At 70.7% G+C, this 16,903-nt stretch carries 15 protein-coding genes and 1 riboswitch; all 15 genes read left to right on the top strand.

Annotated elements, in window-relative coordinates; genetic code table 11:
- Positions 1–87: 87 nt before the first annotated feature.
- The 15 genes from rpsA to AB4Y83_RS06565 all read left to right on the top strand — a co-directional run bounded on the left by rpsA (position 88) and on the right by AB4Y83_RS06565 (position 16,903).
- Positions 88–1,599 (top strand): 30S ribosomal protein S1, encoded by a 1,512-nt coding sequence (gene rpsA, locus AB4Y83_RS06635; protein WP_442273631.1) that lies wholly within the window; start codon positions 88–90, stop codon positions 1,597–1,599.
- A gap of 284 nt (positions 1,600–1,883) precedes the next feature.
- Positions 1,884–1,996: riboswitch (SAM riboswitch) on the top strand.
- A gap of 33 nt (positions 1,997–2,029) precedes the next feature.
- The gene (locus AB4Y83_RS06630; protein ID WP_369791901.1) at positions 2,030–2,113 is read left to right on the top strand and encodes a putative leader peptide; all 84 of its coding nucleotides are present in this window, start codon (positions 2,030–2,032) and stop codon (positions 2,111–2,113) included.
- Positions 2,114–2,270: 157 nt separating this feature from the next.
- On the top strand, positions 2,271–3,350 hold the full coding sequence (locus tag AB4Y83_RS06625) for an amino acid ABC transporter permease (RefSeq protein WP_442273630.1): 1,080 nt from the start codon (positions 2,271–2,273) through the stop codon (positions 3,348–3,350).
- Complete coding sequence (locus AB4Y83_RS06620) at positions 3,347–4,108, top strand: amino acid ABC transporter ATP-binding protein (protein WP_442296364.1); 762 nt, start codon at positions 3,347–3,349, stop codon at positions 4,106–4,108. Before AB4Y83_RS06625 ends, AB4Y83_RS06620 begins: the two co-directional genes overlap by 4 nt.
- An 83-nt stretch (positions 4,109–4,191) precedes the next feature.
- The gene (locus AB4Y83_RS06615; protein WP_442296363.1) at positions 4,192–5,196 is read left to right on the top strand and encodes an ABC transporter substrate-binding protein; all 1,005 of its coding nucleotides are present in this window, start codon (positions 4,192–4,194) and stop codon (positions 5,194–5,196) included.
- A 29-nt stretch (positions 5,197–5,225) separates the two neighbouring features.
- Positions 5,226–6,257 (top strand): ABC transporter substrate-binding protein, encoded by a 1,032-nt coding sequence (locus AB4Y83_RS06610; protein WP_442296362.1) that lies wholly within the window; start codon positions 5,226–5,228, stop codon positions 6,255–6,257.
- A gap of 9 nt (positions 6,258–6,266) precedes the next feature.
- A complete protein-coding gene (gene ssuE, locus AB4Y83_RS06605) occupies positions 6,267–7,439 on the top strand; it encodes an NADPH-dependent FMN reductase (protein WP_442296361.1) in 1,173 nt (390 codons plus the stop codon).
- Positions 7,436–9,376 carry an FAD/NAD(P)-binding protein gene (locus tag AB4Y83_RS06600; protein WP_442296360.1) on the top strand — a complete coding sequence of 647 codons (1,941 nt, stop codon included), beginning with the start codon at positions 7,436–7,438 and terminating at the stop codon, positions 9,374–9,376. The genes ssuE and AB4Y83_RS06600 overlap by 4 nt, the downstream gene beginning before the upstream one ends.
- The gene (locus tag AB4Y83_RS06595) at positions 9,366–10,502 is read left to right on the top strand and encodes an LLM class flavin-dependent oxidoreductase (protein ID WP_442296359.1); all 1,137 of its coding nucleotides are present in this window, start codon (positions 9,366–9,368) and stop codon (positions 10,500–10,502) included. The genes AB4Y83_RS06600 and AB4Y83_RS06595 overlap by 11 nt, the downstream gene beginning before the upstream one ends.
- Complete coding sequence (locus tag AB4Y83_RS06590; RefSeq protein WP_442296358.1) at positions 10,499–11,269, top strand: DUF1684 domain-containing protein; 771 nt, start codon at positions 10,499–10,501, stop codon at positions 11,267–11,269. Before AB4Y83_RS06595 ends, AB4Y83_RS06590 begins: the two co-directional genes overlap by 4 nt.
- Positions 11,266–12,324 carry an LLM class flavin-dependent oxidoreductase gene (locus AB4Y83_RS06585; protein WP_442296357.1) on the top strand — a complete coding sequence of 353 codons (1,059 nt, stop codon included), beginning with the start codon at positions 11,266–11,268 and terminating at the stop codon, positions 12,322–12,324. The genes AB4Y83_RS06590 and AB4Y83_RS06585 overlap by 4 nt, the downstream gene beginning before the upstream one ends.
- A gap of 46 nt (positions 12,325–12,370) precedes the next feature.
- A complete protein-coding gene (locus tag AB4Y83_RS06580; RefSeq protein ID WP_442296356.1) occupies positions 12,371–13,333 on the top strand; it encodes a carbohydrate ABC transporter permease in 963 nt (320 codons plus the stop codon).
- Positions 13,330–14,262, top strand: coding sequence for a carbohydrate ABC transporter permease (locus AB4Y83_RS06575; RefSeq protein ID WP_442273620.1), 933 nt, complete (start codon positions 13,330–13,332; stop codon positions 14,260–14,262). Before AB4Y83_RS06580 ends, AB4Y83_RS06575 begins: the two co-directional genes overlap by 4 nt.
- A gap of 68 nt (positions 14,263–14,330) precedes the next feature.
- Complete coding sequence (locus AB4Y83_RS06570; RefSeq protein ID WP_442296355.1) at positions 14,331–15,632, top strand: ABC transporter substrate-binding protein; 1,302 nt, start codon at positions 14,331–14,333, stop codon at positions 15,630–15,632.
- A 155-nt stretch (positions 15,633–15,787) separates the two neighbouring features.
- Entirely contained in the window at positions 15,788–16,903 is a 1,116-nt protein-coding gene (locus AB4Y83_RS06565) for an ABC transporter ATP-binding protein (protein ID WP_442296354.1), read from the top strand.

Genomic DNA, 16,903 nt, shown 5'->3' with positions numbered 1-16,903 from the left:
CTGTCCACAAGGCATCGAGGCGCAGGCCGTCAGGCCCACCGCCCCGAGGTCCCCAATCTAACTGTCCACAATCGGAGTTCCTACTACATGACTGCCAACACGGTCGAGAAGACCGCGCCTGAGATCGCCATCAACGACATCGGCTCTCAGGAAGACATCCTTGCGGCGATCGACGCCACCATCAAGGACTTCAACGACGGCGACATCGTCGAGGGTCGCATCGTCAAGGTCGACCGGGACGAGGTCCTGCTCGACATCGGCTACAAGACCGAGGGCGTCATCCCCTCGCGCGAGCTGTCCATCAAGCACGACGTCGACCCGGGCGAGATCGTCAAGGTCGGTGACGAGGTCGAGGCCCTCGTCCTCCAGAAGGAGGACAAGGAAGGCCGTCTGATCCTGTCCAAGAAGCGTGCGCAGTACGAGCGCGCCTGGGGCACGATCGAGAAGGTCAAGGAGGAGGACGGCGTCGTCACCGGCACCGTCATCGAGGTCGTCAAGGGTGGTCTCATCCTCGACATCGGCCTCCGCGGCTTCCTGCCCGCCTCGCTCGTCGAGATGCGTCGTGTCCGCGACCTCCAGCCGTACGTCGGCAAGGAGATCGAGGCCAAGATCATCGAGCTCGACAAGAACCGCAACAACGTGGTCCTGTCGCGCCGTGCCTGGCTCGAGCAGACGCAGTCCGAGGTGCGCACGACGTTCCTCAAGGAGCTCCAGAAGGGCCAGGTCCGTTCGGGCGTCGTGTCCTCCATCGTCAACTTCGGTGCGTTCGTGGACCTCGGCGGCGTCGACGGTCTCGTCCACGTCTCGGAGCTGTCGTGGAAGCACATCGACCACCCGTCCGAGGTCGTCGAGGTCGGCACCGAGGTCACCGTCGAGGTGCTCGACGTCGACATGGACCGTGAGCGTGTCTCCCTGTCGCTGAAGGCGACGCAGGAGGACCCGTGGCAGCACTTCGCTCGCACGCACGCCATCGGCCAGGTCGTCCCCGGCAAGGTCACCAAGCTCGTCCCCTTCGGTGCGTTCGTGCGCGTCGAGGACGGCATCGAGGGCCTCGTCCACATCTCCGAGCTGGCCGAGCGCCACGTGGAGCTGCCGGAGCAGGTCGTCAACGTCGGCGACGAGATCTTCGTCAAGGTCATCGACATCGACCTCGAGCGTCGCCGCATCTCGCTGTCGCTCAAGCAGGCCAACGACCAGGCCGTCGCGGCGTCGGAGTTCGACCCGACCCTCTACGGCATGGCCGCCGAGTACGACGAGCAGGGCAACTACAAGTACCCCGAGGGCTTCGACCCGGAGACGAACGAGTGGCTCGAGGGCTTCGACGCCCAGCGCGAGAAGTGGGAGCGTCAGTACGCCGACGCCCACGCTCGCTGGGAGTCCCACAAGGCCCAGGTCGACGCCGCGACGAAGGCCGACGCCGAGGCTGCGGCCAACGCCGGCTCCGCGACGTCGTACTCGTCCGCGACCGGTGACGTCGCCGAGGCCGGCGACGCCGACCGCGGCGAGCGCGCCCCGCGCAACGCCCCGGCCCCGGTCGAGGGCACGCTGGCTTCGGACGAGGCGCTCGCTGCGCTTCGCGAGAAGCTGACGGGCAACTGACGCCAGTCACTGCTCGGAGCGACACGCTCTGAAAGAGCCCCGGACCCCTGTGGTCCGGGGCTCTTTCGCGTCCTGCGTCTCAGGATGCAAGAAGGCTCAGGACTCATTTCCGACTGAATCACTAGGAATTCCGAGTTGCGTAGGAGCGTCGTTGCCCGCGGATTGCCTTGCGGCACAGACAAACCGGCGTTGCTGCGCGTGGTGGAAGAGCCTGTCGCACTGAGGAGAAAGCACGCATTTCGACGATTGACGGGCTGCCCAGCGCCTTCGTAGTGTCGTCGACAGGTCAAGAGTTCCAGCGTCAAGCCCCGGCTCGCTGGACAGCAACCCTCCACCGCGGCGGGGTGCTCCGGGTGAGGACCAGGCCGTCGCCAGCAGGCGACGGCAAGCGCGGACTCGAAGTGGTCGGGTCCAGGACCGAGGAGCCGACATGGCGCGCACGACGAGCACCCACCTCGTGCTCCGCCGCCACGTCGACCTGCTCCGCGTGTCCAGCGCGCTCTGTCGTCCCTGACGACGTCCTGGCCGCCGAGACCTCGGCCGGCCGGTCGGCGCCCGGCCCAGCGGTGACCCCGTGGGGCTCGGACGCCAGCACGCACCCCCGCGGCCGCCGCCGCGCCCTGCCACCCGTCCGGTGACGGGTGCCCGAGCCATCCCTCCAGGAGCCTCACGTGCCATCCCTCTCCACGGTCCGGCGCTCAGCGCCGCCGACCACCACGTCGTCATCGTCGTCCTCGCCGCCTTCGCCGGCCGAGCCCACGGCGGGAGCGTCGACGTCCGCCCTCTCGGCCGCCCCGGCGCCGGCAACCCACTCGGTCCCGCCGTCCGGAGGCGGGCCGGTCCTCACCGTCGTCCCGCGGCGCAACCCGTGGACATGGGTCGGCGTCGCCGGCGTCGGACTGCTCGTGGCGATGTTCGTCAACGGCCTCGTCACCAACCCCGGCTGGGACTGGGCGACCTTCGGTCGCTACTTCGCCACCGAAACCGTCATTCGGGCTCTCGGCACGACGATCCAGCTCACCGTCCTCGGGACCGTGGCCGGCTTCGCCCTGGGGCTCGTCCTCGCGGCCATGCGACTGTCGTCCAACGCGTTCCTGCGGACCGTCGCGTGGGCCTACATCTGGGCGTTCCGGTCGATCCCGCTCATCGTCCAGCTGCTCTTCTGGTTCAACATCGCCTACCTCTACCAGACGATCAGCGTCGGGCTGCCGTTCGGGCCGTCCTTCGGCAGCGTCGAGACCAACGACCTCTTCGGGGCCCTGGGCGCCGCGGTGCTCGGGCTCGCCCTGCACCAGGCGGCCTACGCGGCCGAGATCATCCGCGGCGGCATCCTCTCCGTCGACGAGGGGCAACGCGAGGCGGCCTCGGCGCTCGGCATCCCGCGGCGCCGCCAGTTCGCGAGGATCGTCCTGCCGCAGGCGATGCGCTCGATCCTGCCCAACGCCGCCAACGAGGTGATCAGCCTCTTCAAGGGCACCTCGATCGTCTCCGTGCTCGCGATCCCGGAGCTCTTCTACCAGGTGCAGGTGATCTACGGCCGCAACTCCCGCGTCGTGCCGCTGCTCCTCGTGGCGACGGTCTGGTACATCATCCTCACGACGCTCCTGTCGATCGGGCAGTACTACGTCGAGCGGCACTTCGCCCGTGGCAGTGCCCGGTCGCTGCCCCCCACACCGCTCCAGCGGCTCCGGGCCCGGTGGGCCGGCATCGCGACCCAGGCAGCGCGTCGTCCCGAGGAGGTCGCCCGATGACCGCCGCCGTCGACCTCCGCGGTGTGACGAAGTCGTTCGGGGCCCACCGGGTGCTCGACGACGTCGACCTCGAGCTGGCGGAGGGCACCGTCACGGTCGTCCTGGGACCGTCGGGGTCGGGCAAGTCCACGCTGCTGCGCACCATCAACCACCTGGAGAAGATCGACCGGGGTCAGGTGCGGGTCAACGGGACGCTCATCGGCTACCGGCAGGTGGGTAACCGTCTCCACGAGCTGCCCGAGCGCGACATCCTGCGCCAGCGCAGCCGCATCGGCTTCGTCTTCCAGCAGTTCAACCTCTTCCCGCACCTCACCGTCCTCGAGAACGTCGTCGAGGCGCCGGTGTCGGCGCAGCGCCGCAAGCGCTCCGAGGTCGAGGTCGAGGCCAGGACGCTGCTGGAGCGAGTCGGGCTGGCGGACAAGGCGGCTGCCTACCCGCGCCAGCTCTCCGGTGGTCAGCAGCAGCGGGTCGCCATCGCCCGAGCCCTCGCGCTGCAGCCCGACGTCATCCTCTTCGACGAGCCGACGTCGGCTCTCGACCCCGAGCTCGTCGGCGAGGTCCTCGCCGTCATCAAGGAGCTCGCCCGCGACGGGACCACCCTCGTCGTCGTCACGCACGAGGTCGGCTTCGCCCGCGAGGTCGCCGACACCGTCGTCTTCCTCGACGGCGGCAGGGTCGTCGAGCAGGGACCGCCCGAGCAGGTCATCGACCACCCTGCCCACGAACGCACGCGAGCCTTCCTCGACCGCGTCCTCTGACCCCACCACCCCACCACCCCACGCCCCTCAGGCCGTCCCGGCCACCCATGACTCGCACCCCTCGGGTGCCGAGAGGAGTCCTCATGCCCGCACGTCCCCACCCCGTCCACCGCCCGACGACGTATGCCGTCACGGTCCTCGCCGCCGCCGCCGCCGTCGCGCTCACCGCCTGCTCCGGAGCCGCCGAGGCCAGGTCGGGCGCGGCGGCCGGCTCGACCGCGCCGGCGGGCCCGGCCGTCAACACCTCGCCGGACCAGAAGCGCATCACCGCCACCACGGACGAGAAGGCCGCGGCCCTGCTGCCCGCGGGCATCCGAGAGCGGGGCACGATCACGGCCGCCAACGCCGGAGCGGGTGGCGGCACGCCGCCGCTCGTCTTCACCGCCGACGACGACAAGACCGTCATCGGCGTCGAGGTCGACCTCGCGCACCTCTTCGCCGACAAGCTCGGCCTCGAGGTCGAGACGCCGGCGACGAGCTGGGAGAACGTCTTCCTCGGGATCGACTCGGGGCGGTACGACGTCGCCCTGACCAACGTCACGGTCACGGAGGAGCGCAAGGAGAAGTACGACTTCGCGACGTACCGCAAGGACGACCTCGCCTTCGAGGCGCCGAAGGGCGGAACGTGGAAGGTGACGAGCGGCAGGGACATCGCCGGCAAGACCATCGCCGTCGGGTCCGGCACCAACCAGGAGAAGATCCTGCTCGACTGGAACGAGGCCAACGTCAAGGCGGGCCTCGCGCCTGCCGAGGTGAAGTACTTCCAGTCGCAGACGGACTACTACCTGGCCCTGTCGTCGCACCGGATCGACGCGTACTTCGGCCCGAACCCGAGCGTCGCCTACCACGTCGCCACGGCCGGCCAGACCGAGGCCATCGGCCATTTCTCGGGTGCCGGTGACTCCCTCCAGGGACTCATCGCCGTGCTCACGAAGAAGGGCTCGGGTCTCGCCGCGCCCTACGCCGCCGCCATCAACTCGGCGATCGCCGACGGCAGCTACGCGAGGGTCCTCAAGCGCTGGAACCTCAGCACCGAGGGCCTCGAGAAGTCCGAGATCAACCCGCCCGGCCTGCCCAAGACCGACTGAGCCCGCAACCATCCAGGAGACGAATCACCATGCACCACAGCAAGACCCACGCGCCTGCTCGTCGCCGTGCGCTCGTCGTCGCGGCCGCCGTCCTGTCGACGGTCGGTGTGCTCGGAGCCTGCGCCGACCCGGTCAGCACCGGGACGACGCAGGTGGATCCCAAGGCTCTCGGCGACTCGAAGGTCCTCCCGGTCTCCTTCGACACGTCGGCCGACGCTAAGCGCCCGGTGGGCACCCTGCACAAGGAGATCGCGGCGACCCTGCCGGCCGACGTCAGGGCCAGGGGCACCCTGGTCATCGGCAGCGGCGGCGCGGGCGGCGGCATACCTCCTCTGGCGTTCACGGCCGACGACAACAAGACCCCGATCGGGGTGGAGGTCGACGTGGCCCACCTCGTCGCGGACGTCCTCGGCCTCAAGCCCGACGTGCAGACGACGAGCTGGGAGAACCTGTTCATCGGCATCGACTCGGGCAAGTACCAGGTCGCGATCTCCAACGTCGGCGTCTCGGAGGAGCGCAAGGAGAAGTACGACTTCGCGACGTACCGTCTCGGGCTGCACGCGTTCGAGGCCAAGAAGGGCTCGACGCTGCGGGTGCGGGGGCCGGCCGACGTCTCGGGCAGGAAGGTGGCCGTCGGGTCGGGCACCCTGCAGGAGGCGATCCTGCTGCGCTGGAACGAGGAGAACGAGAAGGCCGGACGGCCCCCCGCCGAGCTCGTCTACTACCAGGGCACGACGGAGTACTATCTCGCCCTCGACTCCGGACGCATCGACCTCTACCTCGGCCCGAACCCCACCGCGACCTACCACGTCGTCACGGCCGGCAAGACGCAGATCGTCGGCTCCGTGTCGTCGAGCTTCCCGATCCCCGGGAAGGTCGGGGTCGTGACGAAGAAGGACAACGGCCTGGTCAAGCCCATCTCGGACGCCATCAACGCTGCCATCGCGGACGGCAGCTACGGCAAGGTCCTCGCCCGCTGGGGCCTCACCGCCGAGGCGGTGCCGGCCTCCGAGGTCAACCCGGCGGGGCTGCCCAAGCCGACCGAGACCTCGGACCAGTGAGGGACTGACATGGCCACCATCGTCACCCTCGCCTCGAGCCCGTCCGCGGCGTCCCGCACGGATGCCGTCCTCGGCCACATCGAACGCCGTCTCACGGTCCGCGGCCACGACGTCCAGCGTGTCGTCATCCGTGACCTGCCCGCCGAGGCGCTGCTGCGCGCCGACGTGGCCGATCCGCAGATCGCCGCCGTCGTGGCGCAGATCGAGGCGGCCGATGCGGTCGTCGTCACGACCCCCGTCTACAAGGCGGCCTACACCGGGTTGCTCAAGACGTTGCTCGACGTGCTCCCGCAGTACGCGTTGCGCGGCAAGTCGGTGCTCCCCGTGGCCACCGGCGGCAGCGCGGCCCACGTGCTCGCGGTCGACTACGCGCTTCGGCCGGTCCTCGTCTCGCTCGGCGCCGAGCACGTCACCCAGGGCTGGTTCGTGCTCGCCTCCGACGTGCAGGTCTTTCCGGCCGACGGGGGCGTGCTGCTCTCGGAGGCCGCCTCCCGAGCCCTGCACCAGGTGACGGAGTCGTTCCTGTCACACGTCGCACGGCACCGCCGCGACGAGGTGCCCGCCCTCGACGACGACGTCGTGCTGCGGGTGTCCCCGCACGACGACGTCGCGGCCCCGCTGCTCGAGGACCTCGTCGTCGAGTACGGCACGCGCTACGGCCTGTCGACGCCGCACACGCAGCTGACGGAGGTCCCGGTCAGCGACTTCGAGGGACCCCACGGGGCGTTCGTCGTCATCCTTCGGGGCGGGCAGACGATCGCCGGCGGTGCGATCCGCCGCTACGACGACACCACGGCCGAGGTGAAGCGGGTCTGGACCAACGCCCAGTTCAGGCGGCAGGGGCTCGCCCGCCGCGTCCTGCTCGAGCTCGAGAAGGCCGCCGCGGGCCTGGGCTACCGGAGGATCCACCTCACCACGGGTCCGCGCCAGCCGGAGGCCCGTGCCCTCTACCTCGCAGCCGGCTACCTGCCGGCCTTCGACCTGCACGCCGACCCGGAGTCGATCGGCCCGCACGCCTTCGACAAGGAACTGCCGGCCGGCACCGTCCGATCTGCCTCAGCCGCAGGCGGACCGGGCCCCGCGATCGTCAACGGCGCCGCGCCGACCGCGCCCGACGGAGCAACCGGAGCGACCGGGGCGGCCGCGGGTCTGCGCTCCTACCGGGACTGGGGCGCGGCGTGACCGACCGACGGATCGTCGTCGTGGGCGCCGGACCGCGGGCGCTCGGCCTCGTCGAGCGGATCGGCGCCAATGCCCGCGTGGTCGGCAGCCCGAGGGAGCGGGTGGAGGTGCACGTCGTCGACCCGCACCCGCCGGGCGGCGGGCGCATCTGGCGGTCGGCGCAGTCGCCCCTGCTCTGGATGAACTCCGAGGCGCAGGACGTCACGGTCTTCACCGACGCGTCCGTCACGTGCGACGGCCCGGTCGTGCCCGGGCCGTCCCTCGCCGAGTGGGCGGCCGGCCCCGACGCGAGCGCAGCCGCCGCGGCCCTGTCGGCGCATCACTTCGCGCCGCGCGTCGTCCAGGCCGACTACCTCGAGTGGGCCTGGCGACGGGTCGTCTCGACCCTGCCGGAGCACGTCACCGTCCACGCCCATGCGGACCGGGCCGTCGAGCTGCACGGGACCGGCGCCGAGGGTGGACACCAGCAGGTCACCCTCGCTCGTGGTGCGGTGCTCGAGGGCGACCTCGTCGTGCTCGCCCAGGGCTATCTCGACCAGGCGCACGCGCCGAACGAGCAGCGGCTGCTCGACGACGCCGCGTCACGGGGGCTCACCTACGTCCCGCCGGGTCACACGGCCGACCTCGAGCTCGAGGGCCTGCGCGCGGGCGAGCCCGTCGTCGTCCGCGGCATGGGTCTGGCCTTCATCGATCTCGTCGTCCTCCTCGGCGAGGGCCGCGGCGGCACCTTCACCGGCGAGGGCACGCAGCTGACCTACCACCCGAGCGGACGCGAGCCGGTCCTGCACGTCGGGTCCCGTCGTGGCGTGCCGTACCACGCCAAGCTCGGTTACGAGGTGCGAGCGGCCGCCTCCGGACCGGCGCCCAAGCGACACCTGACCCGTGAGCGCCTCACGGCCCTCGGTGCGGGCACGGCGGCGCTCGACTACCGGACCCAGGTCTGGCCCCTCGTCGTGCTCGAGCTCGCGGTGGCGCACTACCGCCGGCTCTTCGAGGCCCATCCCGAGCGCACACGCGGCACCTTCGAGGCGCTCGAGCGCGCCCTGGTCACGGCCGACGTCACCAGCGGTGAGCTCACTGCCGTCGCCCTGACGCACCTCGCAGACCCCGAGGACGTCTTCGACATCGAGCGGATCGACCGCCCCCTCCGTGCTGTCATCGACCACACCACGCGGCCCACCGACGTCGAGCGCGTCGTCGCCGAGCACATCCGCCTCGACGTCGTCCGGCGCGCCGACGCGTCGCGATCGAGCGACCGCGCCGTCTTCGACGCGCTGCTCGGGGTGTATGCGGCCCTGGCGGAGCTCGTCGTGTCTGGTCGCCTCCTCGACGAGGACCGGGTGCGTCACGTCGAGGGCCACTTCCACGGGCTCTTCTCGTTCCTCGCGAGCGGTCCGCCGCCTCGCCGCCTCGCCGAGCTGCTCGCGCTGCACCGGGCGGGCGTCGTCCGCTTCCTCGGCCCCGACCTCGAGCTCACGATCGAGGAGGGTGCGTTCGTCGGGAGGTCCGGAGACCGCGTGGTGCGGGCGCGGGCCGCCGTGGACGCCCGGCTGCCCCGCCCCGACAGCGCCCTCGTCACCGACCCCCTCGTCGCCGGGCTGCTGGCCGCGGGCGAGCTGCGCTCGCGACCCGTCATGGCCGCCGACGGAACTGCCCTCGGCGCGGGGCAGCTCGTCGCCGACGCCCGGGCCCGCGCCGTCCGCGCCGACGGCACCGTGCACCCACGCCGTTACCTCCTCGGGCCCGCCGTGTCGGGCTCCGCCGGCGCCGGAGGCTTCTCCCGGCCCCGCTTCAACGGGCCCGGCTTCCGCCAGAACGACGCCGTCGCCCGGGACCTGCTCACCGTCGCCGTGAGCGACCGAGCCACCGCCCGCCTCCGACTCGCCCCGCATCCCGTTCCCACCACGAGAGACAAGGACCACCGCCATGCCAGTTGAGTTCCTCGGCATCGCCGCCAACCACGACGGCACCGAGACGAGAGCCCGGAGCGCCGGCGCCCTCGACCTGCCGTATGCCGTCAAGCTCGCCCGAGCCCACGAGGACAACGGGTGGGACCGCGTCCTCTTCGCCTACCACTCCGGATCGCCCGACCCCGCCCAGGTCGCCGCGCACGTCGCGGCCCACACCGAGCGGCTCAACCTCGTCGTCGCGCACCGACCCAACACGGCCTACCCGACCCTGACGGCGAAGACCTTCGCCACGCTCGACCACATCAGCAACGGCCGGTTCGAGGTGCACGTCATCACCGGTGGCAGCGCGGCGGACCAGTCCGCCGAGGGTGACCACCTCGACAAGGACGCCCGCTACGCCCGCACCCGGGAGTTCATCCGGATCCTCAAGCAGGCGTGGACGAGCGACGAGCCGTTCGACTTCGACGGCGAGCACTACCGGTTCGAGAACTTCCTCGCGGACATCAAGCCGCTCCAGACCCCGCGCCCACGGATCTCGTTCGGCGGGTCGAGCCCGGCGGCATACGCCGTCGGGGCGCAGGAGGCGGACGTCTTCGCGCTCTGGGGCGAGCCGCTCGTCGGGACGGCGGAGCAGATCGAGACGATCCGCGCCGCTGCCGCGGCCGCCGGGCGCGCGCTCCCGACGATCCAGGTCGCGTTCCGACCGATCCTCGGGGCCACGGACGAGCTGGCCTGGGAGAAGGCCGAGCGCACGCTCGGCGACATCCACGCGCTCCAGGCCGAAGGCGCCTCCGTCTCGCGGGGCCGACTGCGCCGCAGCGGCTCCCAGCCCGAGAATGCCGGCTCGCRGCGGCTGCTCGCGGCCGCGGAGGCGGGGGAGCGCCACGACCGCGCCCTCTGGACCGCGACGTCCGCCGCGACCGGTGGCGGCGGCAACTCCACGGCCCTCGTCGGCACGCCCGAGACCGTTGCGGCGGCGCTGCTCGACTACTACGACCTCGGCGTGCGGATCTTCTCCGCCCGCGGCTACCACCTCTACGACGATGCCGTGGACGTCGGGCGGCACGTCATCCCGCTCGTGCGCGAGGAGGTCGCGCGTCGGGAGGCAGCGACCGCCGCGACGACGCCTGCCGACCACGAGGCCGTCGCGTGAGCGCCCGGGACGAGTGGCTCGCGTGGCGCGCCGCTCGCGAGGGCGATCTCGCCCAGGAGCACGGCTGGCTCTCGCTGACCGGCTTCGCCTGGCTGCCGGACCGGCCGACGAGCCTGCCCGGTCTCCCCGGCCTCTGGTGGACGGACGCCTCCGGTGCCCACGTCGAGGCGACCGTGAGCGAGGGGCTGGGCGTCGACGGCGAGCCCGTCGCCGGGCGGGCCACGGCGGACGTCGAGGAAGCTGGGTCGCGGCTCTGGGTGCAGCACGGCGAGCGCGTCGTCGAGCTGCTCCGGAGGGGCGGGCGGCTCGCGGTGCGCACCCGGGACCCGCGGGCCACGACGCGCCGGGACTTCGCCGGTGTGCCGACGTGGGAGCACGATCCGGACTGGGTGCGCCCCGGACGGTTCACGGCCGCCGACCCCCCGGCGCGGGTGGAGGTGCGCACCGCCCGTGACGACCTCGTCCAGCACTCCACGGTCGTCGGCACCGTCGACGTCGACATCGACGGCGTGCGCCACCGGCTCAGCGCGGTCGATGCCGGAGAGGGCCTCGGACTCCTCTTCCACGACACGACGAACGGCTCGCTCTCGGCGCCCTGGCGCACCGTCACGACGTCGTCCCCGGACCCCGACGGCAACGTCGTCGTCGACTTCAACCGGGCCATCAACCTCCCCTTCGCCTTCACGGCGTACGGCACCTGCCCGGGGCCGGTCACGGGCAACCGGATCGCCGTGCCCGTCACAGCGGGTGAGAAGCGGCCGACATGAGGTTCTGCACGTACACGTTGCTCGACACGAGCCCCGACCCCGTCACCGGGGTCGCCCGCTCCCAGACGGAGGCCTTCGAGCACGTCGCGCGCCAGGCCGTGTGGGCCGAGGAGCTCGGCTTCGACGCGTTCGGGGTGGGGGAGCGGCACGCCCAGCGCTTCGTCTCGTCCTCGCCGCCCGTCGTCCTCGCGCACGTCGCGGCGCGCACGTCCCGCATCCGCCTCATGACGACCGTGACGGTGCTCTCGCTCCTCGACCCCGTCCGCGTCGCCGAGGACTACGCGACGCTCGACCACCTGAGCGGTGGACGGCTCGACGTCGTCATCGGCAAGGGCAACGACCCCGACCAGAACGCCCTCTTCGGCTACGACCTCGACGGCCAGTGGGAGCGCAACGCCGAGAAGTACGAGCTCTTGCGACGGCTGTGGCGCGAGGAGCGGGTCACGTGGTCGGGACGCTTCCGTCCCCCGCTCGTCGACGCGACGACCCAGCCGCGGCCGCTCCAGCAGCCCATCCCCGTCTGGCACGGCTCGGCGAGCTCGACCGCGTCGACCGAGCTCGCCGCGCGCTGGGGCGACCCGCTCTTCTCCGCCAACGGCTTCCACCCCTTGGAGACCTACGCCGCCCTCGTGCGGCACTACCGCGAGCGGTGGGAGCTGCACGGCCACGACCCGGCCGACGCGGTCGTCGGTGCCGGATTCCTCGGGCTCCTCGTCGCCGACACAACACAGGAGGCGCTGCGCCTGTACGAGCCGGCGTTCGAGGCGTTCCGGCGCTCGCCGGGTGCCGTGCACAACCGCCTGCCCTTCTCGACGCTGGAGGAGTACGCCCGCGACAGCTCCGCGTTGATCGGCTCGCCGGCCGAGGTCGTCGACAAGATCGGGCGCTACCGAGAGGCCTTCGGCCACGAGCTCTCCGGTGTCTCGCTCGACGTGCCGGGCCTGCCGGAGAGCGTGACCCGGCGCAGCGTCGAGCGGTTCTTCGCAGACGTGGCCCCGGTCGTGCGACGCGAGCACCCGTCGCGACAGGAGTTCAGACACGCGTTGAATGCCTGACGCACCAAAGCCGCAATCGGTGCACCTGCGCGGCTAGGTTTGCCGGGTGCAGTCATCGGTGACCCAACCCCAGAGCGCCACGCCCGGGTCCGGGGGACCCCCGCCCGAGGTGGGTCCACCCCCGCGACGGTCGAGCGGGCGGGCTTGGGAATGGTCGCTCGCGGCGCTCCTGCTGCTGCCCAACCTCGTGCTGCTCATCGTCTTCACGTACCGCCCGCTGCTCGACAACATCAGGCTGTCGTTCACCGACTGGAACATCTCCTCGCCCATCGCCAACCCCGTGGGCCTGTCGAACTACATCGAGTGGTTCGGGCGTGACGACACGAAGATCATCGTGCGCAACACCCTCGTCTTCACCGTCGCCACCGTCGGCATCTCCATGGCGGTCGGGCTCGGCCTCGCCCTGCTGCTCGACCAGAAGCTCAAGGGGCGCAACATCGTCCGCTCGGTCGTCTTCGCGCCGTTCGTCATCTCGGGCGCCGCGATCGGCATCGCCTTCCAGTTCGTCTTCGACCCGCAGTTCGGCCTCGTCCGCGACCTGCTCGCGCGGATCGGTGTCGCCTCGCCGGACTTCTACCAGCAGCCCGGCTGGGCGCTCTTCATGGTGACCGTCACCTACATCTGGAAGAACCTCGGCTACACCTTCGTCATCTACCTCGCCGCCCTGCAGGGGCGGCGCGCCGACCTCGACGAGGCGGCCGAGATCGACGGCGCCACTGCGTGGACCCGTTTCCGACGCGTCCTCATGCCCCAGCTGCGCCCGACGACGTTCTTCCTGTCGATCACGGTGCTGCTCAGCTCGGTCCAGGTCTTCGACATCATCAACGTCATGACCCGGGGCGGGCCGCAGGGCAACGGCACGACCACCCTCGTCTACCAGGTCTACCAGGAGACGTTCGTCAACCAGCGCGCCGGCTACGGCGCCACCGTCGCCACCGTCATGTTCGTCATCCTGCTCGCCGTCACGGTGGTCCAGGTGCGCTTCATGGACAGGGGGAAGCAGGCATGAGCACGTCCACCATCGTCGGGACCCGCGACGACGAGCAGGTCCCGACGACCGGCGGGCAGCGACGGCGGCGACGGACGTCGCACCAGGTCGAGGCCTCGGCGCACCACCGCGGACCGATGTGGACCGCAGCGGGTTACGCCGGCATGGTCCTCGTCGTCCTCGTCATCGCCGTCCCGCTCTTCTGGATCCTGCTCACCTCGTTCAAGGAGCGCGGTGACATCTACGTCCGGCCGGCCCAGTGGTGGCCGGACCCGGCGACGGGCCAGAACTACAGTGAGCTGACGACCCGCATCCCGTTCTTCGACTACGTCCGCAACTCGGTCATCATCACGTCGGCGACCTCGGTCGCCAAGATCGTGCTCGGCGTCATCAGCGCGTACGCCCTGTCGCTGCTGCGCTTCCCGGGACGCTCGGTCGTCTTCCTCGTCGTCATCGCAGCACTCATGGTGCCCAACCAGATCACCGTCATCAGCAACTACGCGCTCGTCGCGCAGCTCGGCTGGCGCAACACCTTCCAGGGCATCATCATCCCGCTCGCGGGCGTCGCCTTCGGCACCTTCCTCATGCGCAACCAGTTCCTCAGCCTGCCCGGCGAGATCATCGAGGCCGCGCGCCTCGACGGGGCCGGACCGATGAAGCTGCTGTGGCGCGTCGTCATGCCGATGTCGTGGCCGACCCTCGTGGCCTTCGCGCTCATCACCGTGGTCAACGAGTGGAACGAGTACCTCTGGCCGTTCCTCATGTCCGACGACGAGACGACGGCGCCGTTGCCGGTCGGCCTGACGTTCCTCCAGAACAATGACGGCGTCACGAACTGGGGGCCGGTCATGGCGGGCACCGTCCTGGCCATGCTGCCGATCCTCGTCCTCTTCCTCTTCCTCCAACGACAGATGATCAAGGGCCTCACGGCGGGGGCCGTGAAGAGCTGAACCCGGCTCTGTCGCATACCGATCCATTCCCACGACCCCACCCACCACCACAGGGAAAGGCACCATCCATGAACGAGTTCTCACGTCGAGGCTTCCTCGGCCTCGCCGGCGCGGCCGGCGTCGCCGGTCTCGCGGCCTGCGCGGGCACCGGCACGTCCCCGACGACGGGCGGCGGTGGCGGCTCGAGCAACACCATCGAGTTCTGGAGCAACCACCCCGGGAACAGCAAGCCGGTCGAGCAGGAGATCATCAAGGCCTTCGAGGCGGCCAACTCGGGCCTCAAGGTCAAGCTCGTCGACGCCGGCAAGAACTACGAGGAGGTCGCGCAGAAGTTCAACGCCTCGCTCGCCGGCGGCTCGCTGCCCGACGTCGTCGTCGTCTCGGACGTCACGTGGTTCAACTTCGCGCTCAACAAGCAGCTGAGCCCGCTCGACGAGCTGCTGTCGACGGCCAAGATGGACACGTCCGACTACGTCGATGCGCTCTACAACGACTACAACCTCGACGACAAGCACTACGCGCTGCCGTTCTCCCGGTCGACACCGCTCTTCTACTACAACAAGGACCTCTGGAAGGCCGCCGGTCTCGAGGACCGTGGCCCGCAGGACTGGGACGAGTTCCTCACGTGGGCACCGAAGCTCAAGRCCGCCGCCGGCTCCGACAAGATCGTCATGGAGCTGCCCGACGGCTCGAACTACCTCGACTGGGTCTTCCAGAACATCGTGTGGGGCTACGGCGGTGCCTACTCCAAGGAGTGGACGCCGACGTTCTCGGACCCCAACACGGTCAAGGCCGGCACCTACCTGCAGAACCTCGCCAAGGACGGCTACCTCAAGCTGTCCAAGGACCCCGCGCCGGACTTCACGGCCGGCATCGTCGGCTGCAGCATGATGTCGACCGGGTCGCTCGGCGGCGTGGCCAAGGACGCGAAGTTCCCGGTGGGCACGGCGTTCCTGCCGACCGACGGCAACTGCCCGACGGGTGGCGCGGGCGTCGGCATCCCGGCCAACATCTCGGACGACCGCAAGAAGAACGCGCTGAAGTTCATCGAGTTCCTCACCAACGCCCAGAACACCGTCACCTTCACGCAGGCCACCGGCTACATGCCCGTGCGCAAGTCGGCCGTGGACCTTCCGGAGGAGAAGGCGTTCCTCGAGAAGAACCCCAACGCCAAGACGGCGATCGAGCAGCTGCCCAAGACCCGGTCGCAGGACAACGTCCGCGTGCTGCTGCCCGGCGGTGGCGCCCGGATCGGCAAGGGCCTCGACCAGATCGTCCAGGGCCAGGACGTCGCGACCGTCTTCAAGGGCCTCGACGCCGAGAGCCAGCAGGTCTTCGACTCGCAGATCAAGAGCAAGCTCGGCGCCTGACGCGCTGCCGCATCACCCCGGTCGTATGCCGTCCGGCGGGCCCCGCACGGACCTGCCGGACGGCTCCGGAGTGACGTGGGAGGCGGCGAGCACGCTCGCGCCCTCCCACGTCCCCGGTCCCGGACCCCGAACCAGAACGACCCGAGAGGCCACCGATGGCAACCGTGTACTTCGACGAGGCGACTCGTCGGTTCTCCAAGGACGACGCCGCCCCGGCGGTCGACGGCATCACGCTCGACATCGCCGACGGTGAGTTCCTCGTCCTCGTCGGCCCCTCGGGCTGCGGCAAGTCGACGACCCTGCGGATGCTCGCGGGTCTCGAGCCGGTCGACGGCGGGCGCATCCTCGTCGACGGCCACGACCAGAAGGGGGTGCGCCCGCGTGACCGGGACATCGCCATGGTCTTCCAGAGCTACGCGCTCTACCCGAACATGTCGGCCGCGCAGAACATGGCCTTCGCCCTCGACAACGCGAAGGTGAGCAAGGCCGAGACGAAGCAGCGGGTCGCCGAGGCCGCCAAGATCCTCGAGCTCGAGCCGCTCCTCGACCGCAAGCCCGGCCAGATGTCGGGCGGTCAGCGCCAGCGCGTCGCCATGGGACGCGCGATCGTGCGCAACCCCAAGGTCTTCTGCATGGACGAGCCGCTGTCCAACCTCGACGCCAAGCTGCGCGTCTCCACCCGCTCGCAGATCGCGGGTCTGCAGCGACGGCTCGGCATCACGACGGTCTACGTCACCCACGACCAGGTCGAGGCGATGACGATGGGCCACCGGGTCGCGGTGCTGCGCGACGGGAAGCTCCAGCAGGTCGACACGCCGGAGCGGCTCTACGACCACCCGGTCAACACCTTCGTCGCGGCCTTCATCGGCTCGCCGGCCATCACGCTCGTCGAGTCCGAGGTGCGCGAGGGCGTGGCGCGGGTCCACGGCGTCCCGGTGCCCCTGGACCGTGCGGTCGCCGGCCGCGCGGGGGAGAAGGTCGTCGTCGGGCTGCGCCCGGAGTCGTGGCACGTCGTGCAGACGCCCGCCGGAGAAAGCCGGGACGGGGCCGACCCGTCCGCCCTCGGGCTCACCGTCGAGCTCGTCGAGTCGCTGGGCTCGGAGTCGTTCGTCTACGGCCGCCCGGTCGGCGCCGACGAGGGCGCCGACCGCGTCACCGTCCGCCTCGACAAGCGCACCCACCTGACGGTCGGTGACACCGTGCACGTCGAGCCCAACCGTGGCGAGGTCCACCTCTTCGATGCTGCCTCCGGCGAGCGGATCGAGGCCTGA

Origin of the sequence: Terrabacter sp. RAF57 (assembly GCF_052113925.1) — a bacterium.
GTDB lineage: Bacteria > Actinomycetota > Actinomycetes > Actinomycetales > Dermatophilaceae > Terrabacter.
Note: the sequence above shows the minus strand (reverse complement) of the source record. Positions and strands in the feature narration are given on the sequence as shown.